This window comes from Chloracidobacterium sp. N (assembly GCF_018304765.1).
In the GTDB taxonomy this organism is placed as follows: Bacteria; Acidobacteriota; Blastocatellia; order Chloracidobacteriales; family Chloracidobacteriaceae; genus Chloracidobacterium; species Chloracidobacterium aggregatum.
Genome location: NZ_CP072642.1, coordinates 1,346,680 through 1,373,315 on the forward strand (window position 1 = coordinate 1,346,680; position 26,636 = coordinate 1,373,315).

The window sequence follows — 26,636 nt, forward strand, 5'->3', positions numbered from 1 at the left end:
CGCATGGTGACGGTCGGCGTCATTGGTGTCGGCGCCTTGGGGCAGCACCATGCCCGGCTTTACGCCGGCCTGCCGGGGGTACGACTGGTTGGGGTGTGTGACCTGCGTCGTGAAGTCGGGCAGGCGGTGGCTGACCGTTATGGTGTTGCTTACTTTGCCGACTGGCAGGACCTCGCCGCACAGGTGATGGCGGTCAGCGTGGCCGTCCCCACCTGTGACCACTGCGCGTTGTCGGTGGCGTTGCTTGCCCAGGGCAAGCACGTCCTCGTTGAAAAGCCGATTGCCGTGACGCTTGAAGAAGCCGATGAGATGATTGCGGCAGCCGGGCAGGCGGGCGTCATTCTTCAGGTCGGCCATCTGGAGCGGTTCAATCCGGCGCTTCAGGCTGCTCAGGCACTGGTGCGCCAGCCCCGCTTTTTTGAGATTGACCGCCTCAGTGTGTTCACGCCCCGCAGTCTGGACATTGATGTTGTTGCCGACGTGATGATCCACGATCTGGATTTGCTGCGCTGGATGGTGGATGCGCCGGTGGACACCATCCACGCCGTGGGTGTTCCGGCGCTGACGGAAAAAATTGATATTGCCAGCGCCCGTATCGAGTTTGCCAACGGCTGTGTGGCGAATGTCACGGCCAGCCGCGTTTCGCTCGACAAGGTACGCAAGCTGCGGTGCTTTCACGCCGGAGGGTATGTTTCGGTGGACTGCCTGACCCAGCAGGTGACGGCGCTGGAGGTCGCCCGTTCCCATGTGGCATCCGCCCCGCCGGCCATTGTTCCCCGCGCCGTCACGGTCACGCCTGACGAGCCATTGCGGGCCGAACTCGAACACTTCATCACCTGCATCCGGCAGGGCCGGCAGCCGCTGGTGGATGGACGGGCCGGACAGGCAGCTTTGGAACTGGCGCTTCAGGTACGGGCGGAAATCACCGCCCATGCCCGCCGCGCCGGACTGGGGCATTGGGTGGACGTTCCAACGTAAGGGGCAGGGCGTTTCACCTTCGCCCTGCGCCGCTGACAGCTTCCCCGCCCCCTTGGGCGACTCCGGGCAACCACGGTGGAATCGGGTTATGGATATTGATGAATACCGCCGGATGTTCCAGCTCGAAACGACCTACTGGTGGTTTGTCGGACGGCGCGCGCTGGTTCGGGATTGGGTGGCGGCGGCACTGCGCCGTCAGCCGGCGGCCACTTCCGAGCGGTGGCTGCTGGATGCCGGATGTGGGACGGGGGCCAATGCCGAGATGCTGCGTGCCTTCGGGCGGGTCATCGGCACGGATGTCTCGCCGGAGGCGCTCCACTGGTCACGGCAGCGGGGACTTTCCCATCTGGCGCGGTGCCGCGTCGAGAAACTGTGTTTTGCCGACGATACCTTTGATGTGGTGACGGCGCTTGACATGCTCGAACACGTGGACGATGACCTGGCCGCCCTGGCTGAACTCCACCGGGTCTGCAAGCCGGGGGGAGCGGTGATCATCACCGTACCGGCGTATGGGTTTCTCTGGAGTCCGCACGACGAAGCCCTGCATCATCGCCGCCGCTATGCCCCACGGGAACTGCGCGACAAACTTCAGGCCATGGGGTTTGAGGTCGAGCGGCTGAGCCACTTCATGTGCGGTTTGTTCCTGCCGGTGTTGCTGCTGCGCTTCTGGCAGAGCCTGCGCAAGCAGGGGGTGCGTCCGCAAAGCGACCTGCGCCCTTTGCCGACGTGGCTCAATGGGCTGCTCAACCGGTTGTTGGGTGTCGAGCGATGGCTGATCAGCCTGTTCAGTCTGCCTCTTGGGGTTTCACTCATCTGTACGGCGCGCAAACGCGCCTGGGTCCGCTCCCTAGTGCAGCGTCGTCCTGAGTTCGCTTACGATTTCCCTCAACGTGTGCTCGATGATGCCTACATCAACCGGCTTGCCAATGAGCCGCACGCGCCGGGCCTGGAGTTCTCCCGGCGTGATCCGGTCCGCCCAACCCGTCACGAGCGTGATGGGTAGGTTCAGGTTCAGGGCCCGTACTTCGGCGATGAACTGCCAGCCGTTCAGGTCGGGCATGCCGAGGTCGGTAAAGAGCGCGTCGAAAGCTTCCAGCCGCAGTCGCTGCAGGGCCCGGCGCGGAGCGGTCTCGACCTGTACCTCATGTCCCAGGAGCTTGATCATCTCCGCAATGGTTTCCGCCACCGGCGGTTCATCGTCAACGACCAGAATGCGCAACCGTTGGGAGGGCAGTGCAGGCAGCGGTGGGGCGGTCATCAGGGTTTGGGTCAGGGATACCGGCGCCAACGGAAAGGTCAGGAAAAATGTCGTTCCACGTCCCGGTTCGCTTTCAACTTCAATCCGCCCCCGGTGCCGGCTGACAATGTTGTGCGAGACGCTCAGCCCCAGACCCGTGCCCTGTCCCCCTTTGGTCGTGTAGAACGGGTCAAAGATACGTTTTTTGACCTCTTCGCTCATGCCAGCGCCCGTGTCGCGCACCACGAGTCTGGCGGTGTCCTCCTGTGAATAGACATTGATGATGATCTCGCCGCCGGTGGGCATGGCATCCAGCGCATTGAACAGGAGGTTGGTGATGACTTCGCGCAACTCGGTCGGGTTGCCCAGGATGTGCACGGGCAACGGCGCCTGGCAGGTGACGTGAATGGACGATTTGCCGGAGCGGTGCATCCACCGGGGTTGGGTGGCCTCGATGGTTTCCTGCACGAGTTGGCTCAGGTCAAGCGGCTCGAAATCTGAATCGCCTTCACGGACGCGGGCAAAGTTCTGGATGCGTTTGACGATGTTGGCCGCGTCCTGGGTCACCTTGTGCATGATGTCGAGCGAACGGAGCGTCGTTTCGTCCGTCGCTCTGGCTTTGAGCAGACCAATCCGCCCCTGGATGATGGTCAGGGCATTGTTGAAGTTGTGCGCCACGCCCGAAGCCAGTTCCCCCAGCGCCCGCAGCCGTTCCGTCTGGCGCATCTGAAGGTGATATTCCCGCTCCTGCTCGTGCAGCCGCTGGGTTTCAGCCAGTTGTTCCCGGAGCTGTGCGATGAGCCGTGAGTTGTGAAGCACGACCGTGGCGTAATCGGTCAGCAGTTCGAGAGTTTCGACTTCCTCCGTGGATGGGGCATCACCCAGGCGGTCAACGCTGAACGTGCCGAACAGTTTGCCCTCCAGCGCCAGCGGGACGACGATGATGGGGCCGCTGTGCCACATCCGCAACGGAGATTCCGTGTGGCGTCCGAGCAGAAACGAGTGGTCCCCGATACGCCGGCGAACGCCGGACAGCCGCGCCCCCGGTGTGGTCGAGAAGCCCCCAACCCGTGTGCGCTGGGTTTTGAGCACATCGAGCTCGACGTGCTGTCCTTCGGTGAAAGCCCCGGCAAAGGCCGCAATGAATGAATCGTTCGTTGAGGCTGCCGCCGGGTCACGCAGGCAGAACAGGGCGCGCTCCCAGCCCAGATCGCAGGCGACTTCACACATCCAGCGCAGAATTTCGGAAACGCTCAGATAACCTTCCAGACCGAGATGGTGCTTGACCTGATTGGCCACCTCGACGATGCGGCGCAGGCGGCGGGATTCCTGTAGCAGACGCTGGCGCATCTGGGTGTTGCTGATGGCAATGGCCACCTGTTCGGCAAGGGGTGTCACCAGCCGGAGGGTGTCGTCGCTGTAGGCGTTGACTGTCCGGCTCGTGAAGTTGAGTGTGCCGATGACGTTGCCCTCGATAATCAAGGGATGACACAGCGTTGAGCAGTAGCCCTGGGCTGTCCAGTCCTGGTAGGTCACAAAGCGCATTTCCTGCCGGATGTCCGGCGTGACAATCGGCTGCCCATGTCTGACGACCCAGGCGGTCACGGTATTGTCTCCCGGCACAACGCGGCCCGCCTGTACCGAACTCGTACCATCGTCGTGTAGGGCGTAAATTTCGACTTCATTGGTGTCAGGACGAAAGAGCGTGATGCTCAGGCGGTCAAAGGACAACAACTTGCCGGCTTCACGGGCAACCGTCTCAAAGATAGCCGTCATGGTGTGACCGGCGTGGATCGAACGGCTGATGTTGAGCACGGCCAGCGCCGGGTGGTAGTGGGGCTGGGAAACGGCTGCCGGCGAGACGACCACGGCCACGAGCTTTGCCTGCTGCCACGTTACCGGATAAGCCGTTGCCACGAGATCGTCCGCGAGGTACACCGACCCGGGGAGCACCTCCTGCCCCTGCGCCACAGCCCGTAAAAGCGCCTGCAGGGCCGGTGGCAGGGATGGAGAGGACAACGACGCTGACAAATCGAAATCCGTCTGCTCCTCAGCAACCGTGTGATCTGTGCTCTGAAGGGGATCGGAGGAAACCGCTGCGTGGCACAGCCGCCCCTCAAGGTCGAAAAGATAGTGTCCGGGTTTGAACGGACCAGTCTCCATCATATCGGCCACAGTAAAACGCTCCTTGGCGGAGTCATCAAGGTCTTGGGGAAACGTTGCTACAGCAAGTCATTGTCCGGTTTTTTATTGTTATCCTGTGGCGTCAGGCAACCTTTTCTCCGTAAGTTGCCGGCAGTAAACGTAAAGACGGCACGGCACGGGCATCACTCCGGGGAGGGTTTGGGAGATGGAGGCATCACATCGGCCGCGCAGCGAAACCCCAGGGTGAAGGCGATCGTGCCGGGAGGGAGTCCGTAGCGGCGTGTGAGCTGAAGGTAGTCCTCGCGGTCATTCCACGAACCGCCACGCACGACCCGTCCGCGTCCAAAGTCCGGCCCGGGTGGATTGTGGGACGGGCCAAAGGCGTAGTAGTCGGCATCGAACCAGTCCTGACACCACTCGGCGGCATTGCCGGACAGGTCATAAAGCCCGAAAGGATTGGGAGCAAACGTGGCTACCGGTGTGGTCTGGATGCCACGTAATGGCATGCGTTTCGGGTTGACGGCGATGTGGCCAAAGTTGGCCGCGCTGGCAGCCGACACACCCGCACCCGCTGTGCCGTACTGCGCCGTAGGGCGGCCGGCGCGGGCGGCGAACTCCCATTCGGCTTCGGTCGGCAGCCGCTTTCCGGCCCAGCGGGCGTAGGCCGCTGCATCGTTCCAGGTCACGGCCACAACCGGATGCTGCTCGCGTCCCGGTGTGGCATACAGCGCCCAGCGCCCTTCACTCTGATAGCCAGTAGCCATGACGAAGCGCCGGAATTCGGCATTCGTCACCTCGGTGCGGTCAAGAAAAAATGGCGCAACGACCGTGAGATGTCCACGGCCGGCGTCATCGCTGCGGACGAAGGCCCCGCCGGGAACAAGCACCATGCCCGGCGGTGGCAACTGCACCTGGTAGGGCGGTTCAGCCGGCCGGACCTGGCAGGCCGTCAGCCAGAAACTGGATACAAGCAACCAGAAACCAAAGATGTTTCGCATGACGTTCGGCCAGACCCTACCAGACCGGCGGCGCACGTGCATCCGGTCTGGCACCGTGTCAGGCGTTGGCAGATTGCCGCTGGATGCGCCCCGAAGGAACCGGGAACGGCCATCCGCCGCCGGAGATGGAAGCGCAGCCAATGGCCGCTTGCCGTTGATTGTATCTTGGCGTACAAACAACGTGCCCATCTGCCAGTCTGCCAGGCAGGATTCCAACGCAAGTTCAACCGTAAGAGCCGGGAGGTCTTCGCCGATGTATCTCGACGAATTCAAGCAACAGTTGCCGGATGCCGACCCACAGGAAACCGCCGAATGGCTTGAAGCCCTGGAGCAGGTGGTCAATCAGGAAGGCCGTGAGCGGGCGCAGTTTCTGCTGCGCAAGCTGCTCAAAAAATCGCGTCTGATGCGCGTCGGACTGCCTGAACTGGTGCAGACGCCATACATCAACACGATTTCACCGGAGCAGGAACCGCCGTTTCCGGGGGATGAGGAAATGGAGCTGCGCATCCGGCGCATCGTACGGTGGAATGCCGTGGCGATGGTGGTACGGGCCAATCACTACTTTCCCGGCATCGGCGGACATCTGGCCACCTATGCGTCGTCAGCCAGCCTGTACGAAGTCGGGTTCAATCATTTCTTTCAGGGCAAGGATGGCGAAGGCGCCGGCGATCAGATTTTCTACCAGGGGCACGCCGCGCCGGGCATTTACTCCCGCGCCTTTCTGGAAGGACGCCTGACGGTCGAACATCTCGAACACTTCCGCCGGGAGGCGCTGGGCAAAGGGCTTTCGAGCTACCCCCATCCACGGCTGATGCCGGATTTCTGGGAATTTCCGACGGTTTCCATGGGGCTGGGACCCATCAATGCCATCTATCAGGCGCGCTTCAACCGCTATCTGCACAACCGTGGAATTGCCGATACTTCCCGGTCGCGGGTGTGGGCCTTTCTGGGCGATGGCGAGACGGATGAGCCGGAGGCGCTCGGCGCGCTGCATCTGGCGGCGCGTGAGGGCCTCGACAACCTTGTGTTTGTCGTCAACTGCAACCTGCAGCGGCTCGACGGCCCCGTACGCGGCAACGGCAAAATCATTCAGGAACTGGAAGCCGTCTTCCGGGGCGCCGGGTGGAATGTCATCAAGGTCATCTGGAGCCGCCGCTGGGACCCGTTGCTGGCCAAAGATACCGAAGGCGCGCTGCTGCACATTATGAACACCACGCTCGACGGCGAATTCCAGAAGTATTCCGTCGAAAGCGGCGCTTACATCCGGCGGCACTTTTTTGGCAAGGATCCACGCGCCCTGGCGATGGTGGAGCAGATGTCGGACCGCGACCTGGAGCGGCTGCGCCGGGGCGGCCACGATCACCTGAAGATTTATGCGGCCTACAAGGCAGCCGTCGAGCACCAGGGCCAGCCAACCGTCATCCTCGTCAAGACGGTCAAGGGATGGATGCTTGGCGAAAGCGCCACCGGCCGCAATGCAACCCATCAGCTCAAGAAGCTGACCGAAGCCGAACTCAGGAAGTTCCGCGATTTGATGGCGCTCCCGATTCCCGATGCCCAGGTGGGTGATGCGCCCTACTACCATCCGGGGGAAACATCACCGGAAGTCGAATACCTGCGCGAGTGTCGCCGGCGGCTCGGTGGCGAACTGCCCCGGCGGGTTGTCCGGTCGAAGCCGCTGGAACTGCCCCGGGAAGACCTCTACGCCGAGTTTGCTGCCGCCAACCAGCAGCCCGTTTCAACGACCATGGCCATTGTGCGTCTGCTGCGCAAGCTGCTTGACGACAAGCACATCGGCCGCCGCATCGTGCCGATCATTCCCGATGAGGCGCGGACGTTCGGGATGGACTTCCTGTTCAAGAAAGTCGGCATTTACTCGGCAAAGGGACAGCTCTACGACCCGGTGGATTCCGACCTGCTGTTCAGCTACCGCGAAGCCAAAGACGGACAGCTTCTCGAAGAAGGGATCACGGAAGCCGGGGCGATGGGGTCGTTTACGGCGGCGAGCACGTCCTATGCCACCCACGGCGAGCCGGTGATTCCGTTTTACATGTTCTATTCGATGTTCGGTTTTCAGCGCACCGGCGATCAGGCCTGGGCCGTGGGCGATGCCCGTGGGCGGGGCTTTCTCATCGGAGCCACGGCCGGTCGTACGACGCTCAACGGCGAAGGCCTGCAGCACCAGGACGGCCACAGCCACGTCCTGGCCTCGACGGTGCCGTGCTGTGTGCAGTACGACCCGGCCTTTCACTTTGAAATTGCCGCGATTGTACGTGATGGGCTGCGGCGGATGTATGAGCAGGGCGAGGACGTGTTCTATTACATCACGGTGTATAACGAAAACTACGCCATGCCGGCCATGCCGCGCGGTGTGGAGGAAGGTATCCTGCGCGGGCTGTACCTGTTCAAGCCGTGCCTCGACGCCAAGCGCCACATCGTCCAGATTTTCGGCAGTGGCGCGCTGATGATGCAGGCACTCGAAGCCCAGCGTATTCTGGCCGAACGCTATGACGTGGCGGCGGATGTGTGGTCGGCAACAAGTTACCGCGCGCTGCGCGACGATGCGTTACAGACCGAAGCGTGGAATCTGGCCCATCCGCTGGAAAAGCCCCGGGTGCCGTACCTTCAGAAGGTTCTGGCCAATGCCGAAGGCCCCATCATTGCCGTCAGTGACTACATGAAAGCCTGGCCGGACAGCATCGCCCGCTGGGTCCGCCAGCCGTTTCTGCCCCTGGGAACTGACGGCTTCGGGATGAGCGACACCCGCGAGCAGTTGCGGCGTCACTTCAAGGTGGATGCGGCTTCCATTGCGTATGCGGCGCTCTACAAACTGGCCGAAATGGGCAAACTGGGCTTCGATGAGGTCGCGCGCGCCGGAGCGGAACTCTACGGCGAAGCGGCCGTGCCGGAGCCGGTTGCCGGACGTTAGAACCCCGTGGAAACCCTTGCTCTGCCGTCCACGCAGCTTGCCGCCACACAGGTTCACCGGTGGGCCCTGGCGCTGCGTCGGGCGGCAGCGCTCTTTGAAGCACAGCGTTTTGCCGATCTCTATTTCGGCCCGGAAGAGCAACTCGATGCCGACCGCTTTCCCGGTTTTCGTCCGGCGGTGCTCTACTGGGTGGCCACGGCCGAACGTGAACGGTTAACCCATACGCTGCTCCTGTCGGTTGCCGGGCTGACGCTGGACGACCTGCCGGCAGTCGCTCCGGCGGTCGTTCGCTACCAGGCGGACTTCGTGGAGGACTGCCGCGTGCTCTGGGAGCACCTGCAGCCAACCCTGCCGTTTCGTCCGGCGCTTGATGTAGCTGCGCTGGGTGAAATTTCCAGCCTGCCGTCCGACTGGCTGGCGCGGTTCAATGCCGCAACTGTTCTGGCCCGGCAGCAACCCGCAGCCGAAGCAACCTGGGCCACCTGGTGTGAGTTGTCCCTGGTGGCGCGCGCGGCGCAGAGCGCCGAAACCATCCGGGCGGCGCTCGTGCTGGCCGAACTCGATGCCCGGTTGGACCTGCCAGTGCTGGTGGAGCGGATTGCCCCGGCCTTTGGGCAGCAGCTCACCGACTTCTTTTTCACGCAGGTTCTGAAAGGCATTGCCGATGCGCCCCGTGCCACCGGGGAACGGCTTGGGCGGAATGGCGTCTTTGCCGAGCATGACCTGTCAAAAACGCACCTTCAGCCTTTGCAGGGCCTGCTTGGATTGGTCGGCGCGTGGTTGGGCGGCCCGCCGCTCGTGGTGGAAACGCACATCCGCACCTGCTCTTTCCAGACCCAGACGCAGGTCGTGCTGGCGGCCGAAGGGCGCGACCCGGCGCTGGGGCGGCATCTGTGTACGCTGTGCGCGGCCTTTGACCAGTCCACGCTGGATGCCGTGCTGCCCCGGTGGCTTGCGCCACGCAGCCGACTCCACGCCAGCCTGGGGCGGGGGGCGGACGCCTGCCGGTTCACGGCTGAGTTTGGTGTGCGCCGAAGTTGAGCTTGAAGTCCCTACAACACGCCTTTGGTTGAAGGGATGTCCTGCTGTCCGGCCAGGCGCCGGGTGGCGGCTCCCAGGGCGCGGGCCGCGGCCTTGAACGTCGCCTCCAGAATGTGGTGCTGATTGCGTCCGTAGAGCAGGGCAATGTGCAGGGTCAGCCCGGCGTTGAAGGCCAAAGAGCGCCAGAAGTGTTCGGCCATTTCGACGGCAAACGTACCGATCCGTTCACGTGGGTTGTCCACGTCATAGACCAGGTAGGGGCGGCCGGAGACATCCACCACGGCGCGCGCCAGAGCTTCGTCCAGTGGCGCGTAGGCGTGTCCGAAGCGGGCAATGCCGGCCTTGTCGCCAAGCGCCTGGGCGAGGGCTTGTCCCAGCGTGATGCCGACATCCTCGACGGTATGATGGTCGTCAATGTCGAGGTCGCCATCGCAGTGAATATCGAGGTCAAGGCGGCTGTGCCGGGCAAGCTGCGCCAGCATGTGGTCGAAAAAGCCAATGCCGGTGGTGATGCGGGAAATCCCCGTGCCGTCCAGGTCAAGCGTGACGGCCACGCTGGTTTCATTGGTGCGTCGGGTGAGCGAGGCTGTGCGGTGCGTCATGTTCGGTTTGGAAGGATTACATCAGGCTGACCGCGCCGTGCAGAAACCACTGCATCAGGGTCAGGGCGCGGGTCAGGAGGCTGGCATTGGCGCGCGCGACAGAAAGGCGGGTACGACTGTTGTTGGCCGGGTTCATGTCCAGCCGCACCGTGTCATCCGGGTCAATGACCACGGAGAGCAACTCCCCTTCGGTCGTCAGGCGGTGGCGTTCGCTGCGGCCATCCCATGTTTCACGCCGCACACTGCCGTCGGCAAAACGCAGTTCGATGACCTGCGGCATGATGGCTTCGCCCTTGCGTACGAGGACGGCTTCACGGGCGTCAAGGGATTCAACGGCGTAGTCAAGCAGGGATGTGCCGCGAAAGTATTGGTCGAAAAACCAGGTGAGGTCTTCACCGGCAACTTCGGACGCTACATCGAAAAAATCCTCCGATGTCGGGTGCCTGAAGCGCCAGCGCATGAAGTAGGTGTGCAGGATGCGCTGCATCGTTTCGGAGCCAACGTAGCCCTCCAGCATCCTGAGCGTCAGGGCCGGGCGGGCGTAGGCATTGAAGGCATAGAGCGCCGGTTCCGGGAACTTCCAGCCGGGGGTGAGAATGGGCGCGCTCTGGATGCCGGCCGGCCCCAGAACGAACAACTGGACCCGCTGAAATGACCAGTCCGGGACACGCACCGGCAGGCGCCAGAAGGGGCGTCCGCCAAGACGTAACCACAGCTCCTGTTGTGTGGGATAATGCCGGGCCATGAGCGTGGCTTCGCAGTAGCTGTTGATGCCTTCGTCGAGCCAGGCTTCCTCAAACTCATTGCTGGCTACCATGCCGTACCAGTACTGGTGGCCGAACTCATGGATGAGAATGACTTCGGGCCCCAGCAGGTCATCGTCAGAGGCATTGCGGCGTGTCCCGACGGTGATGAGCGTCGGATATTCCATGCCACTGGCGCCATCCGCGCCATGTGCTGGATCGACAATGGTGAGCGTTTCGTAAGGGTAGGGGCCAATCCGCCGGCCATAATCCTCCAGGGCAATCCGTGCCGCGCGAAAGTGGCGGGCCCGCTGGTCGGCATGTTCGGGCTGAAGCAGCAGGATGAGCCGCACCGGCGGCAGGTCAGGGACTTCAAAGCGTTCTTCCGCCACGATGAAATCCGGCGAGCAGGTCCAGGCAAAGTCGTGGACATCGCCCTGGACAAAGCGGTAGCGCATGCGTCCATCCGGCTGCGGCTGTCGTTCGCGCTCCACGCCGGTGGCGCCGACCTTGAAGCCGGCCGGCACGTCGAGCGTGACATCGTATTCGCCGAAATCGGCATAGAATTCCGTCGTCGCATGAAACTGGTGGCAGTTCCAGCCGGGAGTCGTCCGGCGGCGCATGCCAACCGGCTCATAGACACCCAGTTTGGGAAACCACTGGGCCACCATGAAGAAGTTGCCGTAGTAGCCGGTGCGGGCAAACACCTGGGGCAGTTTCGCCACAAACTCGATGTCGAGCGTGATCGAGCCGCCGGCCGGCACCGGCTGTGGCAGCACGACACGCCATACCGTCCGGTCGTCGGCGTTGTCATCGTCCGGGTGAATGAACTCGCCCAGTGGAAGCAGGTCAACACCATCTTCGGTGCGCATGCTGAGCAGGTCAATGGCGCCCGGAAAACGGGCATCCATGGCGTCGCCGCGCAGTTGTCCGCCCCCTGAACCACGCCGAAAGGAACTGTTTTCGTCGCGGAAGGCGTTGAGGTAGAGATGAAACTGCAAGTCCGGCACCGGATGGGGCGCCGGATTGCGCCAGGTCAGGCGCTCACGTCCGTGGATTTCCTTTTTCCCGGTATCGAGTCGCGCGTCAATCTGGTAACGTACACGCCGATCCGAAAGCGGAGCCGTTTCCTGACGGTCGGTGGTCGCCGTGGCCGGCGGTGGCACAAGCCCGACGAACAGACAAAACAACACCAGACGCCACAGGCTTCTGATGGTTGGTAACGGGGTGGTCCGGGCAACAGGCAACATTTTCAAACCTTTGGGAGCGTGGGACGTGTCAGAATACGCGGGGTGCAAACGGATGCCCGCTATGGTGGCATCCGCCGTTGCCGGCGACAAGCGTTGCCACGAAAAGCCTTCTGTAGATCACTGTACGGGATAGAAGCTTTCAGCAGGGGAGGGAGTTCGGCATGTTTTCAGGACGACGTTTTCACCGGCGGATGAGCTGGCTGCTTATCACCGGATTGCTCGTGGGTTCGGTTCTGCCCGTGGGGGTCCGGGCGGATGACAAGGACAAAAAGACCAACTCTCCGGTGACGCGCAAGCTCAGTGACAAGGAAAATCCCCTGATGATTGGCAAGCGCGACATCAACAAGGGGAGTCTGAACTTCTACTCGAAGGACAAGGAAATGGCGATTGGCGCCCAGTTGGCGGCCGAACTGGATCGCCAGCTCAAGTTCGTCACCGACCCCGTTGTGGTTGAATACATCAATCGCCTGGGCCAGACGATTGCTTCCAACTCGGATGCCAAAGTGCCCTTCACCATCAAGGTGGTGGATTCGCCCGAAGTCAATGCCTTTGCGCTGCCGGGTGGGTATTTTTACGTGAACAAGGGACTGATTCTGGCGGCCGACAATGAAGCCCAGATCGCCAGTGTGATGGCGCACGAAATTGCCCACGTTGCGGCGCGGCACGCCACGGAGCAGGTGTCGAAAGGACAGTTGGCGCAGTTCGGCATGATTCCGCTCATTTTTGTGGGGGGCGTGGCGGGCGTGTTGGTCGCCAATGCCGCCAATATCCTCGTGCCGCTGACCTTTCTCAAGTTCGGGCGCAATGCCGAGTTCGAGGCGGACATGCTCGGCGCGCAGTATGCCTGGGCGTCCGGCTATGACCCGGATGAGTTCATTGCGTTTTTTGAGAAACTCAAGGCCCAGCAGGACCCGAAGCAGAAAATTCCAACCGTGTTTTCGACACATCCGCCCACCGAGGAACGGGCCACCAAGATGCGCCAGTTGACGGCCGCTTTTCCGACGCGGGAGGAATACATCATCAGTTCTTCGGAATTTGCACGGGTGAAAGCCCGCCTGGGGGCAATTGCCCCGGATGCCGGGCGGCGCATCGGCCCCGGTGGCGGCAATGATCAGCCAAGCCGTCCGACGCTGCGGCGGCGGCAGCCGGATGCACCGCCGGAAGAGGATGACGAGATGAATACCCCGGCTGACCGTCCGCAGAAGTCTGAGCCGTCAAACCGTCCGACGCTGCGGCGGCGCACGGACAACAATCCCCCGCCTGACGATGGTTCACCGCTGAGTATGGCGAGTAGCGAGTAGCGAGTGGCGAGTAGCGAGTAGCGAGTGGCGAGTGGCGAGTGGCGAGTGGAGAGTAGCGAGTGGCGAGTGGTGAGTAGCGAGTGGTGAGTGGAAGGGGCAACCGGCCGGTCGTCCCTTCTTGCGCCGCCGAATTTTCGGTCACTATCACTGACATCAAAACCATTCCATGCCGGGCCGTTACATTCTTGCACTCGATCAGGGCACGACCAGTTCACGTGCCATGGTGTTTGATGCCGAAGGGCGGGTGGTTGCCCTGGCCCAGCGTCCTTTTGAGCAGCTTTTTCCGCAGCCGGGCTGGGTCGAACATCGCCCTGAAGACATCTGGAACTCCCAGATTGGCGCGGCCCGTGAAGCCCTCCGCCTGGCCGGCATTACTGCACCGGAAGTGGTAGCCATTGGCGTCGCCAACCAGCGCGAAACCACGCTCGTCTGGGACCGAACCACAGGCGAGCCGCTTGGCAATGCCATTGTCTGGCAGTGCCGACGTACGGCTGCCCGCTGTGACGAACTGCGGCTGACTCCGGCAGCGCACCTGATTCAGTCCCGAACCGGCCTGCTCGTGGATGCCTATTTCTCCGCCAGCAAGGTCGAGTGGATGCTGGAACGGATACCGACGGCGCGTGCACGGGCTGAAGCCGGCGACCTGGCCTTTGGTACGGTGGATAGCTGGCTGGTCTGGCAGTTGACCGGGAAACAGCGGCACGTGACGGATGTCACCAACGCCAGCCGTACGATGCTGTTTGACATTCACAAGCTGGCCTGGGATGACGAACTCTGTGGGTTGTTTTCCATACCCAAAGCCATGCTGCCGACGGTCATCCCGTCGAGCGGTGTGGTCAGTGAAACCGACCCGGAACTGTTCGGCGCGCCGATTCCCATTGCCGGGATGGCCGGCGACCAGCAGGCGGCCCTGTTTGGGCAGATGTGTTCGCACATCGGCATGGCCAAGAACACCTACGGCACAGGGTGCTTTCTGTTGCTGCACACGGGCACGAAGCCGTGTCTTTCGCAGCAGGCGTTGCTGTCAACCGTGGCGTGGCAGTTGGGAGCGTCGCCGGCAGAGTATGCGCTGGAAGGGAGCGTCTTCATTGCCGGAGCGGCTGTGCAGTGGTTGCGCGACGGGCTTCAAATCATCGGCGGCGCGGCTGAAACGGAAGCTGTGGCGCGTTCCGTGCCGGACACCGACGGGGTGATGTTTGTGCCGGCGTTTGTCGGTCTTGGTGCGCCCTACTGGGACCCGCATGCCCGTGGCCTCATTACCGGACTGACCCGTGGCACGACACGGGCGCATCTCGTCCGCGCCGCACTCGAAGCCATTGCCTACCAGACCTGTGATGTCGTCGAAGCCATGCTGGCGGATGCCCGGCAGGCGCTCGGCGCCGGGTTCCGGCTGACCGAGCTGCGGGTTGACGGGGGAGCGGCGGCCAACGACTTCCTGATGCAGTTCCAGGCGGATGTTCTGGGTGTGCCGGTGATTCGTCCGACGGTGACGGAGACGACTGCCGCCGGTGCGGCCTACCTGGCCGGGCTGGGAGTTGGTTTCTGGCGGGATGTGTCGGAAGTGGCCCGGATTTGGCAGCCGGAACGCACCTTTTCCCCTGCTCTTGACACGGACGCCCGACAGGCGGCCTATCAGGCGTGGCGGGCTGCTGTCCAACGCGCGCGTTCTTTCCCCGCGACTACCGAATAACCTGCCAGAGTCACTAGCGATGGTCGCCGTCCCCAGCGATAACACCCCGACCGGCGCGGGAGGCAAGTTTATCTAGGTTGGCGTGGGCCACCGCTTCGAGTGAGGCTTCCAGCTCGGTACAGATGGCGGCGACGTACCACAGCACGTCGCCCACCTCATCGAGCAACCGCTGGCGTTGTTCCGGGGAAAGGTGACCATTCTGGTCACGGATGACCTTTTTGAGTTTGCCGGCGACTTCGCCGGCCTCGCTGGCCAGACCGAGAACGGGATAAACGAGATTGTTTCCCCGGTTGGGATAGGCTGCTGTACGCCCGGCTGCCCGTTGGTATTCGTCCAGAGTCAGCATGGATGGGTGGTGATTCAGAGGTGGAGTGCGTCGCGCAGTTTGCGGCTGCGGCTCGGATGGCTGAGCTTGGCCAGCGCGCGCATCTCGATCTGGCGAATGCGCTCGCGGGTCAACTGGAAGCGGGCGCCGATTTCCTCCAGCGTCCACTCACGTCCATCCGGCATGAGGCCAAACCGTAGCATGAGCACTTCCGACTCACGCGCCGAAAGCCGGCTGAGGGCTTCGCGCAGGTTCTGGGCCATTTCCACCGTCATGGACGCGCGGAGTGGGTCCTGGCTGTTCTGGTCCGGCAGCAGGTCGCCGAGGGAATGCTCTCCGTCGTCATCGGCCGTGGGCGTTTCAAGGGAGACGGGTTCCGTCACCACATTGAGCACCTGCCGGACATCGTCCGCCGTAAGCCCAACCAAGGGAGCAATTTCTTCGGGCGTGGGGTCTTCGTCGCCGTTGGTTGTCATCTGGCGCAGCACCCGCCGGACACGGTTGACCCGGTCCACCATGTAGGTCGGCAGGCGAATGGTACGTGACTGGTTGGCAATGGCCAGTTGAATCGCCTGCTTGATCCACCACACGGCATAGGTCGAAAACTTGATGCCACGGCGCCAGTCAAACTTCTCAACGGCGCGGATCAGTCCGATATTGCCTTCCTGGATGAGGTCTTCCATGGCGAGTCCGCGGCCCATGAAATCCCGCCCGATGAACACCACGAGCTTGAGATTGGACTCAATCATGCGCAGCTTGTAGGCTTCGGACTTCTGTCTGGTTTCAGCAAAACGTTTCCAGTCAGCAATGATGCCATCCAAGGGAAGGGCGCAGTTGCATTCCAGGTCACGAATACGCGCCCGAACCGTCTTGAGCTGATGCTTGAGGAGGCGGTTGGTCGCAGCATCGAGGGTCGTATCCTTGAGTCGGTATTCGAGCCGGGCGCGCTCCGCCTTGAGCGTCAGGGCCTCATCCACGACATTGCCCCAGGCCAGTTCAACCCGCCGCCGGATGGTTTTGTTGAAAGGCAGCTTGTAGAGAATCCGCCCAATGCGGATGCGCAGCCGGTGGATATCGAGGTTGCGGCTGGTGTGTTTGTAGCCTGGTTGGGCCACCATGGCCCGAATCCCGGCATGCGCGGCTTCAATGGCCGCAAATTTTTCGCACAGTGCGCGCTCCTGCCGTTCATCGAGGTCTGGTTTGAGCGGCGCTTCGCAGCGTTCGCCATCGGCTTCGTCCTCTCCCCGTGGCAGAACGAGCAGGTCGGAAAGTCGCAGCCCTTCGCTTTGCAGGTTTTTGGCCAACTGCACGACGTAGGCCGCCACCGGCAGCGCCCGTGACAGCATGCGGGCCGCACGGCGTTCATACCGCTCCATTTCGCGGGCCACGAACGTTTCTTCCTGTCGTGTCAGCAGGGTCGTGTGCGACAGTGATTTGAGATATACCGAAATGGTATCACTCGCCTCATCGTCCGCTGTGTCTGTGACCGAAATTTCTTCGCCTTCCATTGCGGAAAAGCCTTCTTCACCGGAATCCAGCTCGTAACGCATTGCATTGTGGCTCATGGATGTCGAGTCTCCAAAAAGTACCGCCTGGGAACGACGCTCCACAGGTCCAACCGGTGGTTATTCAACGGCGCAGATGTTGCTCCAAGCCAGAGGCACATCGCCGATGAGGATGTCCACACCTCTCATCCCACAGGAGATGTCTGTCCGAAAAAACAAATGTTGCCGCCAAGGTGAAACACCAGATGCACAGGGGAAGCATCAAGTGTGTGTCATCGTACGCTTGCTTCCGCGAGGTGTAAACGTGAGTTACCGTACGTTATCCGTATGCGCGCGATGGTTCATTCGGCGTTGACTGAGTTGTTGTTCGAGAAGCGTTGCGACTTCGGTAAAACGGGCGTCCCAGGTTTTGTCACGCACGGCCATCTGACGCCGGTCAGCCTCGGCTGGTGTGTCGGTGGTCAAGCAGGCCTCGACGTGACGAATGAAGTCATCGGGCGTTCGGGCAATGCGGATGACATCCGCCATTGGCTCGAACTCAGGAATGGGGACAATCACGACCGGTTTGCCGGTGGCCAGGTATTCCCGGACTTTGGTCGCACTTGTGTATTTGACAATGTCGTGCGTAGCGTCTTTGGGAACGATGCAGACATCGAAGTGCGCTGCAAAGGCCGGGAGATCGGCGTACGGCTGAGCCGGGATGAAGTGAACGTTCGGTAAGTCCTCGATGCGGAGTGGCGCTGTTTTGTTCCCAATAAAAACAAACTGCCAGTCCGGCCGATGGCGACTCACATATTCGACAAGCGACTGATCAATCTGCCAGCGTTCAATCGCCCCGAAAAAACCCAGAATGGGTTTTCCCAGGCGTTTGATCGGCGCAAGGGGAAGGGGACATTCCCACTGACGGAAGCGGGCGGCGGCGAAGTGCTCGAAATCAACGGCCTGTTCAAGCAGGACGGATTTCTCGCGCCCCTGCCGGGCGTCGGCGAGCAGCTTCCACCCGTGGTAGAACACAAGGTCCGCCGCTGCAATGAGTTCCTCATGAAGCTGGCGAATGAAGGCGACGTGCCCACCTGTGTCCACCGGATTGGCATCATATTTATCCGAAACGTGATATGCAACCAGAGATTCGTTGAACTGGCCCACCATATCCCGCGCCGTGGGGATGGCAATCCACAGGATGGGCTTCTCGATACGCAGCCAGCGCAGAAGCCATCGGATTTGACAGACCAGGAGCCAGTGGTTGATCCGCCGCCAAGCAGGGTTTGAAAAAAAAGGTGACACAATGGGCGTCACCACCCAGATGCCTTCCGGGGTGCGGCGAAGGTACTTCACATAGCTGTGCAGTTTGCGCCGGATTTTGGTGAACAGTTCGGGGCTGCCCAGTCCGGGCAGCCCCATCGAGATCGAGTTGACGAACACCACCTGATTGTCACGCGCAAAGCGCTTCATGAGGTGGTTGTTGGCGTGTGGGTGGTGATACCACCAGTCTTCTCCACCGAAGCAGAGAATGGCGCGCCCTTTCATCGAAACAGGAAAAGGTAAGCCAAAACTGCCACCGCGATGAGCAGCAGGAGAACCACGGCCCCGCCGATGGCAATGAACAGGATGAGATTCGATTTTTTGCCAGCCTCCGCTGGTGCGGAGGGCACCACCGACGGGTCAACCCCCACGGGGGCCACATAACCGGCTGGTGGCGTGTAGGGCGGAGGCGCGGCTTCAAACGGTCGGTTCTGAGCTGCCTGGGCAACGGTTGCCGCCTCAAACGCTGGAAGAGGTGGTGGCAGCGGTGGTGGTGGGGGGAGCTCTGGTGGGTTTCCACCTGGCTGTGGGCCTCCAAAAACAGTTTCCGCCTCGCTTGGCGAAGGGGCGGATGCTGGCGCCGGCCGGTCATTCGCAACCGTAGATTTGCGTGAGAGCGTGACATCGCTGCCACCGGTCGCCATTGCCGGAGTGGGGGGCAGGGTTGCCGCCTCAAAGCGATCAACCGGCGACACTTGGGCTTCCGATTGACGAATGAAGTTGAAGCGGACTTTTGGTCCGCCCACCCCGAACTCAATCACATCCGTATCCTGAAGTCTGACTTCCGTCACCCGCTGCCCATTGTGGTACGTCCCATTGCTGCTGCCGACATCCCGGAGGACATAAGCTCCCCCCTCGTGCAGGATTTGTGCGTGGCGTGTGGAAGCCAGTTGATCCTGAAGGGCCAGGGGAAGGGTGCTGTTGGGGTCACGCCCAATCGTGGCCGGAAACGTCGTCAGCTTGACGCTTTCGCCTTTGCGTAGCCCGGAGAGAAAGACGGCTTCGAGTCCGATCACCATAGGGGATTTGGTCTCCACTGGGGGGGCACTCACCAAGGTTGCCAGGTTGCTGGTGGAGCCGGGCATGGGCGGTTTGAGGGGGGTGCCACAGGATTTGCAAAACTTGGCATCGTCACGATTCTGCGCCCCACAGTTCGGACAAATCATGACCTCGTTACCTCTCTTCGGTGACAGCACCGCGTCAAGGTTCAGTTCCGGTGCATAGCCTTGACCTGCTCCGTCAGCCGTGGCACGACCTCAAACAGGTCTCCAACGATGCCATAGTCGGCAATCTTGAAAATCGGCGCTTCCGGGTCCTTGTTGATGGCCACGATGAACTTCGAGGAGGACATCCCGGCCAGGTGCTGAATAGCCCCGGAGATGCCGCAGGCGATGTACAGGGTCGGGCTGACGGTTTTGCCAGTCTGCCCAACCTGATGGGAATGGTCAACCCAGCCGGCATCCACCACGGCCCGTGAGGCTCCGGCCGCGCCACCCAGGGCGTCGGCAAGGTTTTGAATCAGGTAGTAGTTTTCCGGCCCCTTGATGCCACGTCCCCCGGAGACCACGATGCTGGCTTCGGTCAGCTCAATCTTGCCCTTCGCGGCCGCAAGGATGTCCGTGACCCTGGCCTGCAACGCATCCACGATGGTGGCGCCGATGGATTTGACTTCCGCCGTCCGGCTGGTGTCCGGCGCGGCTGCCGGAAAGACATTCGGACGCAGGGTTGCGACTGCGGGTGTCCGGCGAAAGGTCACGGTGGCATAGGCTTTGCCGGCATACACCGGACGAACCACGCTGAAAACACCATCCTGGATGTGGGTTTCCGTGACATCGGAGGCCAGGCTCACATCGAGCCGGGCCGTCACCCGTGGCATGAGGTCTTTCCCCATGGCCGTCGCTGCCGCCAGGACAATGCCAGGCTGTGCCATCTGGATCGCCTCGACGAGGACTTTGGCATAACCATCAGTTGAGTATTTGGCCAGCGGGGCCACATCCGCGACATAAACGGTACTTGCCCCATAGTGGGCTGCCTCCGTGGCCAGGTGCCCGATGTTGGCCCCGATGATGACTGCGCTGAGGGGGTGCCCCAGTTGTTCGGCCAAGCGATGCCCTTCCGACAGGGCCTCATACGTCGCTTTTTTGAAGGCTCCGTCGCGCTGCTCTGCAAAAACCAAAACGCCATTCGCCATGACTTGCATCTCCTCACAAACAATTGCTCACCAACCATCCGGTCGCGTGAAGGTGTGGGCAGGAAAAACCCCGTGGGGCGGTGTCACGGTGCCTGCCCGGTTTGTTGCTCAAAAGTCGTCGTCCGGTAAGGTCAGATGACCCGGACGGTCAGATGACCTTGACTTCCTGTTGCAGGGCGGACAGCAGTTCGCTGGCCTGTTGCTCCGGGTCGCCGGTGATTTTGCGTCCAGCCTGGCGGGGGGGCGGCAGGCGAAGCGCCGTAATGACCAGGCCGGCGGCTTCGGGACCAACCTCCGCCGCAGACAGCCCGAAGTCGGCAAAACTCTTGCTGGCCAGCGGCTTTTTCTTGGCCTGCATGATGCTTTGCAGTTTCGGGTAACGCGGTTCGTTGAGACCTTTCTGGGCCCCGATGACGGCCGGCAGTCCGGTTTCAACGACTTCAATGCCCCCTTCGATCTCCCGTTCAGCGCGCACGCGGCCGTCACTGACTTCGAGCTTGGTGACAACAGTGACCTGCGGCCAGCCAAGCTTTTCCGCCACGATGGTATGCACCTGCTGGTTGTCGCCGCCGACGCCATGCTTGCCAAAGAAGACCATGTCCGGGGTGATGCTTTTGAGCGCCGCCGCCAGCGTTTTGCCCACACACAGGGGATCGTCCACCGCAATGCCGGCGCTGGAAATGTGAATGGCCTCGTCGGCTCCGCGGGCCAGCGCCTCCCGCAGGAGATTGGGTACTTCATCGCCACCCAGCGCCAGGGCAATAACCTGCCCGCCCTTGGCTTCTTTGAGCCGGACAGCTTCTTCGAGCGCGAACTCATCATAAGGGCTGATAATGAATTTTACATCCGCCCGGTCTATCGAGCAGCCATCGGCTGCAATCTTGATGCGCGTGTCGGTTTCCGGCACGGCCTTGATACAGACAGCAATTTTCACAGGAAAGCCTCCAGGAATGATAACCGCAAGCCAGTGCTGCTCGCCGGCAGCTTGGTGGGAAAACGCACATGTAGCACGCCGTTTCTTTGACTGGCAACTACCCCCGGACAGATGGGAGAACGATGCCGGCTTCCGGCTCTGGACCCGGCCGCTGTCCGTGGATGCGTCCGCCTACGCTGTCCGGCCCACACGCTGGCCAAGAGCTTCGGCAACCAGCGTGGTGATTTCATGGTGAACGTCGGCCACGCCCACTCCCGCCGCCCGCAGCGCCTCGACTTTCTGGCGGGGGCTGCCCATACCACGTTCCATGATGGCGCCGGCATGCCCGAAGGTGATGCCGGAGGGCATGGCATCCACGAATTTCCCGGCGATGAAGGCAATGAGGGGTTTGGTAAAACCGCCCTGCCGCACCAGTTCTGCGGCCTGTTCCTCATAGACCCCACCTGGTTCACCAAACATCACCACCGCGTCGGTTTCCGGGTCGGCTTCAAACAGGGGAAGCAGGTCGGCAAAGGTCGAGCAGGCAATGACATCACCCCCCACACTCAGGGCCGTGCTGATGCCAAAGCCGGCCTGACATAACACCCAGGCCGTTTCGCTCGTCATCGAGCCGGACTTGCTGACAATGCCAATCCGCCCCGGCTTGAACTGAAAGTCAGGGTTCGTGCCACCGATGGGACCCAGCTTGCACTTGCCGGGCGTCAGAATCCCGACGGAGGTCGGCCCCACGACCCGGGCCCCTTTGCTGACAGCGTATGAATAGAGGTCAGCCGTGTCATGGATGGGCACCCGTTCGGTGATGATGTTGATGAGCCGGATGCCGTTGCTGATCGCTTCGATGGCGGCATCCTTGGCGGAAAGAGGCGGCACATACACCAGTGAAGTGTTGATGTCGGGATGTGCCTTCAGCGCCTGCTTGAGCGTGTCATAGACCGGTACACCATGGACGACCTCGCCCCCTTTGCCCGGTGTGACGCCGGCCAGCACCTTCGTGCCATAGCGCAGCATTTCATTGGTGACAAACGAACCTTCCCGACCGGTGATCCCTTGGACAACGACGCGCGTGTTTTCATCAACCAGTATGCCCATACCCCAGCCTCTTTCTGTGGCAACAGCCTGTTTCTGTGGCAACAGCCTGTTTCTGTGGCAACAGCCTGTTTCTGTGGCAACAGCCTGCCTCAGCAGTTCAGACCACGTAATCTGTTTTTGTATTCCTCGCTTTTCTGAATGACGACTTTGGCACTTTCGGTCATGGGCATTTCAGGACCAAAAATCGTCATATCCAGATGGAGTTCCTCACGGGCGCGCTCCAGGGAGGCCCGCGCCTCTTCCCAGCCCGGCCCACCCCGCCGGACCACAATCGGGAAGGGCGGGCGGATGGCCCGCAGACCGGCAATGAAGCCTTCCATGGTGATGTCCACGCGGGTGTTGTTGGCGACAGCGCCAACGTGCCAGCAGGCTGTCAGTCCGGGCTTGGAGAGCACGACGCGCGTCAATTTCTCGACCTTTTCAGCCGGTGGATTGCCGCCATACTCGGTGTAGTTGGCCGGACGGCCGCCATAGCTGATCAGGGCGTCCATGTTCGTGATCGAGCCGCCACCACCGGCGCTCATCATGGCAATGTCGCCATCGAGTTCGATGTATTTCCCGGCAACACCCCGGTAGTCGTTCTGGTCAATGAGTTTGGCCTGGAGTTCACGTTCCGTCAGCGGGCGCCCCAGCCCGCCCCGTGGCGGATAGTTGAAGTCGCGGTGGCGCGTCATGGCGTCATCGTCGAGAATGACCACGGCATCGGCGGCAAAAAAGTTGACCTTGGGCGTTTCGATGACGGGGTTGATTTCGAGCAGCCGGACGTCGTTTTCACGGAAGCAGCGGTAGGCGCGTACCATCAGGTCAGCCATCTTGCGCATCCGCTCTTCACGGAAACCGGCTTCGGCTGCGATTTCACGGGCCTTCCATTCGGGCAGTCCGAAAATGGAGTCAATCGGCCGGATGACCAGCTTTTCAGGATGGCGCTGGGTGAGCTCCTCGACCTCAACGCCCCCCTGCTGGCTCAGGATCACGACCGGGGCGCGGTGCCAGCCATCGAAGGTCAGCGACAGATAGTATTCGCCCACGATGGACAGCCGTTGTTCGACCAGAACCCCAACGGATTCCGACCCGTGAATTGTCGCGTGGAGCAGCAGTTCGACGGCCAGTTCGGCCCCTTCGGCCGTTTTGCAAAACCGGATGCCTCCGGCCTTGCCCCGCTTGCCGGCCAGCACCTGCGCCTTGACGGCGACTTCACCGACCTCTTCCACAAAGGCTTCGATATTGCCGGCATTTTGCGGGGAGTTGATGAAGATGCCCTCCGGGACGCGGATGCCGTACTTTTTGAACAGCGACTTGCCTTCGTATTCGTAGAGATTCATCAGGCCACTCCAGTTCGCAACAGACCACGTCCAACCGGCCTGGCCGGCGGCTGCGTGGTACGCTCGTCCGCACCGTGAAGGTACTGTGCCGTAACGCACAGACGTCGGCCTAGCTTTGCCAATTACCGCCCACACGTCAACTGTTCACTGGCTTGTCGGCAGCCTTTCGTTGTTCTGTCGGAGAGGGTTTGTGGACTTCAGCGGCGGAGAAAGGCCGCGTCGGTGCCCAGCGTGAGCATGAGAATGACACTCACGAAAGCATTGGTCGTGAAAAAAGCGGCATCGAGACGGGACAGATCGGTTGGGCTGACCAGACGGTGCTGGTGAACCAGCAGGACACCGGTGGCCAGCACGCCAACGTAGGCCAGCCCACCCAGCCCGGTCACCACCACCAGCACGAGCAGCGCCACAAACATGGCGGCATGCAGGCCACGGGCCACCAGCATGGCCCGGGCAATACCGAGCCATTTGGGAATGGAGTGCAACTCCGGGTGCTGGCGGTCAAAGTCATAATCCTGGCAGGCATAGAGAATATCGAAGCCGGCTGTCCACAGCAGAACGCACAGCGCCAGCAGAACGGCCTCGCCATCGAGCGTGCCACGGACCGCCACCCAGGCGCCGGCCGGGGCAATGGCCAGACACCAGCCAAGCACGATGTGGGAAAACGACGTCAACCGCTTGGTGTAGGAGTAGAGCAGCACCGAACCCAGAGCGACGGGGGAAAGCCACAGCGCCAGCGGGTTGAGCATCGCCGCCGCGAGCAGAAAGAGCGCTGCGGAGAAGATGATGAAACCAAGGACGAAACGCCGGCTGACCAGTCCGGCGGGCAGCGCCCGCTGCGCCGTGCGGGGATTCTCCGCGTCGTATTTTTCATCCACCAGGCGGTTGAACGCCATGGCTGCGCTGCGCGCCCCGACCATGGCCAGCGTAATCCACCCGATCTGATCGAGCCGTGGCAGTCCCTGCGCTGCCAGCAGCGCCCCCAGAAAGGCAAAGGGAAGCGCAAACAGCGTGTGCTCGATTTTGATCATTTCACAGGTCGTCCTGACATTGCGCAGCACCGTGGACATCGCGTGACACTCCCAAGGCTTGTCCCCGACGACCCGCTATCCGGGGTCGTCAGAATCTCCGGGGGCCTGGTGTCTTCCTAGTCGGGACGGGGGAAGCCTGGCAAGCCCCAGTGCCGGAAAACAGGCATCGGAAAGGCAATTCCCAGCCGGCCGGCAAGAGCCTTCCGGGGCGCTGCCTCCCGGTGGGCATCCGTTTGACCGCAGCGGGAGACAGGCGCTGGCAAAACGTCCTAACGTTTCAGGACGATGCTGGCAATCCGGTTGGGGTCGCCCTTGATGCCGGATTCGGGGATGAGATTGCCGTTGAAGTCACACTGGGGATCGAGCCAGAGCTGAAGATTGTGCTGCTCAGCAAACTCCCGGACATTGCCGATGGCTTCGTAGCGCGTGACGAAGAATTCATCCGGGCTGGGGGGAATGTAGCGCGCCAGAAATGACATCCCGGCTTCCTCACGCTCGAAGACAGGCAGGGCATTATCAAAAATTTTACGAATGTCGAGTTGCTCACCGGCAAGGGGGGCGATCTGCCCATCCGCCGTACGGACACACAGGACGTTGACTCTCTGCGTCATGGCCAGGTCCTTCAAAGTTCAAAAAGTTCAAACAACGCGGGGACTGGCAAAGACAAAAACCACGTGGCAGGCAAGGTTGACCTGATTGGAGTGGAACCGTGTGGCGCTACCGTGAATTTCATTCATCCATCATGAAAACGCCACAAAAACTTCATTCGAGAGGAGCCGTCCGCGGGGTGTGAGGCGGATGCGCCCGTCTGTGACCATCAAAAGTCCGGCGGACCGGAGCTCTTCCAGGGGGGCGGCATAATCGCGCCACAGGTCAATGCCGTAACCGGCGTGCAACATTGCCGGGTCAACCCCTTCATCCAGACGCAGCCCCAGCATCAGCGCCTCATGCCATCGCTCGTGGGGAGTACGCCGGGTGCGGGCCACGACGGCGTGACGCCGGCCGTCAACAGCGGTGAAATAGTCTTCTAAACGGTCGGTATTCCAGTAGCGTTCGACACCGTCGTAGCCATGAGCCCCAACGCCAAAGGCGGCGTAGGGCAGGTCCCGCCAGTATTTCAGGTTATGGCGTGCACGGTAGCCGGCGCGCGCGAAGTTTGAAATTTCGTACGCCTCGAAACCCGCCTCGCCCAGAAGCTCCATGGTGAGAAGGTACATTTCGGCAGCAAGATCATCATCCGGCAGTGGCAGGCGGCCAGCCGCCAGTTGCCGGGCCAGGGTTGTCCCTTCCTTGACTTCGAGCAGGTAGAGCGACAGGTGCTCCGGTTCGAGTGCGAGGGCTTCCAGCAGGTTGGTGCGCCAGTCGGTGAGGGTTTGGCCGGGAAGCCCGGCGATGAGGTCAAGACTCAGGTTGTCAAATCCAGCCCGGCGGGCCACCTGAACGGCCTGTCTGGTTGCCTGGGCATCGTGGTCACGCCCGGTCAGCGCCAGATCGCGGTCGAAAAAGGACTGTACCCCCAGGCTCAGGCGGTTGATCCCAAGGTTGCGACAGGCTTCCAGTCGCTCTGGCTCAGCGTCACCGGGGTTGACTTCAAGGGTGATTTCCGTGTCGGGTGCAAAGTCAAACGCTGCCCGACAGGCCATGAGGAGGCGTTCCAGTTGGGCCGGCGTCATCCGGGACGGCGTTCCCCCGCCAAAGTACAGGGTGTCCGCCTGAAAGGTGGCAAATTCCAACGGCACGGTGGCGCAGGTTTCGGGAAAATGGTGCAGCTCGGTTTCCAGCGCCGCGAGATAACGGGCCGCCCCGTCGGCGTCGTAACTGCGGGTGACGAAGGCGCAGTAGGTACACTTCGTGACGCAGAAGGGAAAGTGCACGTACACTCCCAGGCGGGCGGACACGCCAGGTCGGGTGGGCGTTCGCGGCGTGGTTGTCACAGCCATGGTTGTCATAGACAGCGGAAAGGACAAAGCAGTAGGTTCACAGAACTCGGCCGGCGTGGACAACCGGTGTGGCTCCGGGACAG

At 61.8% G+C, this 26,636-nt stretch carries 20 protein-coding genes and 2 pseudogenes; 6 read left to right on the forward strand and 16 right to left on the reverse strand.

The genetic code is table 11. From position 1 onward, the window contains the following. Nucleotides 1-3 precede the first annotated feature (3 nt). Both J8C05_RS05620 and J8C05_RS15450 read left to right on the forward strand, forming a co-directional pair. Entirely contained in the window at nucleotides 4-978 is a 975-nt protein-coding gene (locus tag J8C05_RS05620; protein ID WP_211421312.1) for a Gfo/Idh/MocA family protein, read from the forward strand. Nucleotides 979-1,090: 112 nt separating this feature from the next. Then, nucleotides 1,091-1,579, forward strand: a pseudogene (locus J8C05_RS15450) (class I SAM-dependent methyltransferase); the annotation flags it as partial. A gap of 246 nt (nucleotides 1,580-1,825) precedes the next feature. Here J8C05_RS15450 and J8C05_RS05625 read toward each other — a convergent pair. Both J8C05_RS05625 and J8C05_RS05630 read right to left on the reverse strand, forming a co-directional pair. After that, nucleotides 1,826-4,381, reverse strand: a complete 2,556-nt coding sequence (locus J8C05_RS05625; RefSeq protein ID WP_211421313.1) for an ATP-binding protein — start codon at nucleotides 4,379-4,381, stop codon at nucleotides 1,826-1,828. Between the two features lie 161 nt (nucleotides 4,382-4,542). Next, nucleotides 4,543-5,358 carry a formylglycine-generating enzyme family protein gene (locus J8C05_RS05630; protein WP_211421314.1) on the reverse strand — a complete coding sequence of 272 codons (816 nt, stop codon included), beginning with the start codon at nucleotides 5,356-5,358 and terminating at the stop codon, nucleotides 4,543-4,545. 253 nt (nucleotides 5,359-5,611) lie between these two features. Here J8C05_RS05630 and aceE point away from each other — a divergent pair, with 253 nt between their 5' ends. Together aceE and J8C05_RS05640 are read left to right on the forward strand one after the other, a co-directional pair. Further along, nucleotides 5,612-8,287, forward strand: a complete 2,676-nt coding sequence (gene aceE, locus J8C05_RS05635; RefSeq protein ID WP_211421315.1) for a pyruvate dehydrogenase (acetyl-transferring), homodimeric type — start codon at nucleotides 5,612-5,614, stop codon at nucleotides 8,285-8,287. Between the two features lie 6 nt (nucleotides 8,288-8,293). Beyond that, nucleotides 8,294-9,328, forward strand: a complete 1,035-nt coding sequence (locus tag J8C05_RS05640; RefSeq protein ID WP_014099657.1) for a hypothetical protein — start codon at nucleotides 8,294-8,296, stop codon at nucleotides 9,326-9,328. An 11-nt stretch (nucleotides 9,329-9,339) separates the two neighbouring features. Here J8C05_RS05640 and hisB read toward each other — a convergent pair whose 3' ends face one another. Then, a complete protein-coding gene (hisB, locus tag J8C05_RS05645) occupies nucleotides 9,340-9,930 on the reverse strand; it encodes an imidazoleglycerol-phosphate dehydratase HisB (protein ID WP_211421316.1) in 591 nt (196 codons plus the stop codon). Nucleotides 9,931-9,946: 16 nt separating this feature from the next. Beyond that, entirely contained in the window at nucleotides 9,947-11,923 is a 1,977-nt protein-coding gene (locus tag J8C05_RS05650; protein WP_211421317.1) for a M1 family metallopeptidase, read from the reverse strand. 161 nt (nucleotides 11,924-12,084) lie between these two features. Between J8C05_RS05650 and J8C05_RS05655 the strand changes: the two genes are divergently transcribed. Both J8C05_RS05655 and glpK read left to right on the forward strand, forming a co-directional pair. Beyond that, nucleotides 12,085-13,224 (forward strand): M48 family metallopeptidase, encoded by a 1,140-nt coding sequence (locus J8C05_RS05655; RefSeq protein ID WP_211421318.1) that lies wholly within the window; start codon nucleotides 12,085-12,087, stop codon nucleotides 13,222-13,224. Between the two features lie 166 nt (nucleotides 13,225-13,390). Further along, nucleotides 13,391-14,914, forward strand: coding sequence for a glycerol kinase GlpK (gene glpK, locus J8C05_RS05660; RefSeq protein ID WP_211421319.1), 1,524 nt, complete (start codon nucleotides 13,391-13,393; stop codon nucleotides 14,912-14,914). 13 nt (nucleotides 14,915-14,927) lie between these two features. On the opposite strand, the gene J8C05_RS05665 is transcribed toward glpK, so the two are convergent. The 12 genes and pseudogenes from J8C05_RS05665 to hemW form a co-directional block, all read right to left on the reverse strand. Next, a complete protein-coding gene (locus J8C05_RS05665) occupies nucleotides 14,928-15,260 on the reverse strand; it encodes a nucleoside triphosphate pyrophosphohydrolase family protein (RefSeq protein WP_459543818.1) in 333 nt (110 codons plus the stop codon). A gap of 14 nt (nucleotides 15,261-15,274) precedes the next feature. After that, complete coding sequence (locus J8C05_RS05670) at nucleotides 15,275-16,804, reverse strand: sigma-70 family RNA polymerase sigma factor (RefSeq protein ID WP_211421320.1); 1,530 nt, start codon at nucleotides 16,802-16,804, stop codon at nucleotides 15,275-15,277. A gap of 249 nt (nucleotides 16,805-17,053) precedes the next feature. Then, a complete protein-coding gene (locus J8C05_RS05675) occupies nucleotides 17,054-18,196 on the reverse strand; it encodes a glycosyltransferase (RefSeq protein WP_211421321.1) in 1,143 nt (380 codons plus the stop codon). Between the two features lie 71 nt (nucleotides 18,197-18,267). Further along, entirely contained in the window at nucleotides 18,268-19,065 is a 798-nt protein-coding gene (locus J8C05_RS05680; RefSeq protein ID WP_211423256.1) for an FHA domain-containing protein, read from the reverse strand. A 78-nt stretch (nucleotides 19,066-19,143) separates the two neighbouring features. After that, nucleotides 19,144-19,212 (reverse strand): annotated as a pseudogene (locus tag J8C05_RS15725) (zinc-ribbon domain-containing protein); the annotation flags it as partial. 41 nt (nucleotides 19,213-19,253) lie between these two features. After that, nucleotides 19,254-20,237, reverse strand: a complete 984-nt coding sequence (locus tag J8C05_RS05690; protein ID WP_211421322.1) for an electron transfer flavoprotein subunit alpha/FixB family protein — start codon at nucleotides 20,235-20,237, stop codon at nucleotides 19,254-19,256. A gap of 148 nt (nucleotides 20,238-20,385) precedes the next feature. After that, a complete protein-coding gene (locus J8C05_RS05695) occupies nucleotides 20,386-21,171 on the reverse strand; it encodes an electron transfer flavoprotein subunit beta/FixA family protein (protein ID WP_211421323.1) in 786 nt (261 codons plus the stop codon). A gap of 171 nt (nucleotides 21,172-21,342) precedes the next feature. After that, complete coding sequence (locus J8C05_RS05700; RefSeq protein WP_211421324.1) at nucleotides 21,343-22,260, reverse strand: succinate--CoA ligase subunit alpha; 918 nt, start codon at nucleotides 22,258-22,260, stop codon at nucleotides 21,343-21,345. Between the two features lie 89 nt (nucleotides 22,261-22,349). Then, entirely contained in the window at nucleotides 22,350-23,582 is a 1,233-nt protein-coding gene (locus tag J8C05_RS05705) for an ATP-grasp domain-containing protein (protein ID WP_058867421.1), read from the reverse strand. 197 nt (nucleotides 23,583-23,779) lie between these two features. Beyond that, nucleotides 23,780-24,652, reverse strand: coding sequence for a UbiA-like polyprenyltransferase (locus tag J8C05_RS05710; protein ID WP_211421325.1), 873 nt, complete (start codon nucleotides 24,650-24,652; stop codon nucleotides 23,780-23,782). 230 nt (nucleotides 24,653-24,882) lie between these two features. Further along, the gene (locus J8C05_RS05715) at nucleotides 24,883-25,224 is read right to left on the reverse strand and encodes a hypothetical protein (RefSeq protein ID WP_211421326.1); all 342 of its coding nucleotides are present in this window, start codon (nucleotides 25,222-25,224) and stop codon (nucleotides 24,883-24,885) included. A gap of 129 nt (nucleotides 25,225-25,353) precedes the next feature. Beyond that, nucleotides 25,354-26,553, reverse strand: coding sequence for a radical SAM family heme chaperone HemW (gene hemW / locus J8C05_RS05720; RefSeq protein WP_211421327.1), 1,200 nt, complete (start codon nucleotides 26,551-26,553; stop codon nucleotides 25,354-25,356). Between the last annotated feature and the right edge of the window lie 83 nt (nucleotides 26,554-26,636).

Bases quoted from the DNA above. Each gene is read 5' to 3' on its own strand.
- J8C05_RS05620 (WP_211421312.1), top strand. From the start codon at position 4: ATGGTGACGGTCGGCGTCATTGGTGTCGGCGCCTTGGGGCAGCACCAT.
- J8C05_RS05625 (WP_211421313.1), bottom strand. From the start codon at position 4,381: ATGATGGAGACTGGTCCGTTCAAACCCGGACACTATCTTTTCGACCTT.
- J8C05_RS05630 (WP_211421314.1), bottom strand. From the start codon at position 5,358: ATGCGAAACATCTTTGGTTTCTGGTTGCTTGTATCCAGTTTCTGGCTG.
- aceE (WP_211421315.1), top strand. From the start codon at position 5,612: ATGTATCTCGACGAATTCAAGCAACAGTTGCCGGATGCCGACCCACAG.
- hisB (WP_211421316.1), bottom strand. From the start codon at position 9,930: ATGACGCACCGCACAGCCTCGCTCACCCGACGCACCAATGAAACCAGC.
- J8C05_RS05650 (WP_211421317.1), bottom strand. From the start codon at position 11,923: ATGTTGCCTGTTGCCCGGACCACCCCGTTACCAACCATCAGAAGCCTG.
- J8C05_RS05655 (WP_211421318.1), top strand. From the start codon at position 12,085: ATGTTTTCAGGACGACGTTTTCACCGGCGGATGAGCTGGCTGCTTATC.
- glpK (WP_211421319.1), top strand. From the start codon at position 13,391: ATGCCGGGCCGTTACATTCTTGCACTCGATCAGGGCACGACCAGTTCA.
- J8C05_RS05665 (WP_459543818.1), bottom strand. From the start codon at position 15,260: ATGCTGACTCTGGACGAATACCAACGGGCAGCCGGGCGTACAGCAGCC.
- J8C05_RS05670 (WP_211421320.1), bottom strand. From the start codon at position 16,804: ATGAGCCACAATGCAATGCGTTACGAGCTGGATTCCGGTGAAGAAGGC.
- J8C05_RS05675 (WP_211421321.1), bottom strand. From the start codon at position 18,196: ATGAAGCGCTTTGCGCGTGACAATCAGGTGGTGTTCGTCAACTCGATC.
- J8C05_RS05680 (WP_211423256.1), bottom strand. From the start codon at position 19,065: ATGGTGATCGGACTCGAAGCCGTCTTTCTCTCCGGGCTACGCAAAGGC.
- J8C05_RS05690 (WP_211421322.1), bottom strand. From the start codon at position 20,237: ATGGCGAATGGCGTTTTGGTTTTTGCAGAGCAGCGCGACGGAGCCTTC.
- J8C05_RS05700 (WP_211421324.1), bottom strand. From the start codon at position 22,260: ATGGGCATACTGGTTGATGAAAACACGCGCGTCGTTGTCCAAGGGATC.
- J8C05_RS05705 (WP_058867421.1), bottom strand. From the start codon at position 23,582: ATGAATCTCTACGAATACGAAGGCAAGTCGCTGTTCAAAAAGTACGGC.
- J8C05_RS05710 (WP_211421325.1), bottom strand. From the start codon at position 24,652: ATGTCCACGGTGCTGCGCAATGTCAGGACGACCTGTGAAATGATCAAA.
- J8C05_RS05715 (WP_211421326.1), bottom strand. From the start codon at position 25,224: ATGACGCAGAGAGTCAACGTCCTGTGTGTCCGTACGGCGGATGGGCAG.
- hemW (WP_211421327.1), bottom strand. From the start codon at position 26,553: ATGGCTGTGACAACCACGCCGCGAACGCCCACCCGACCTGGCGTGTCC.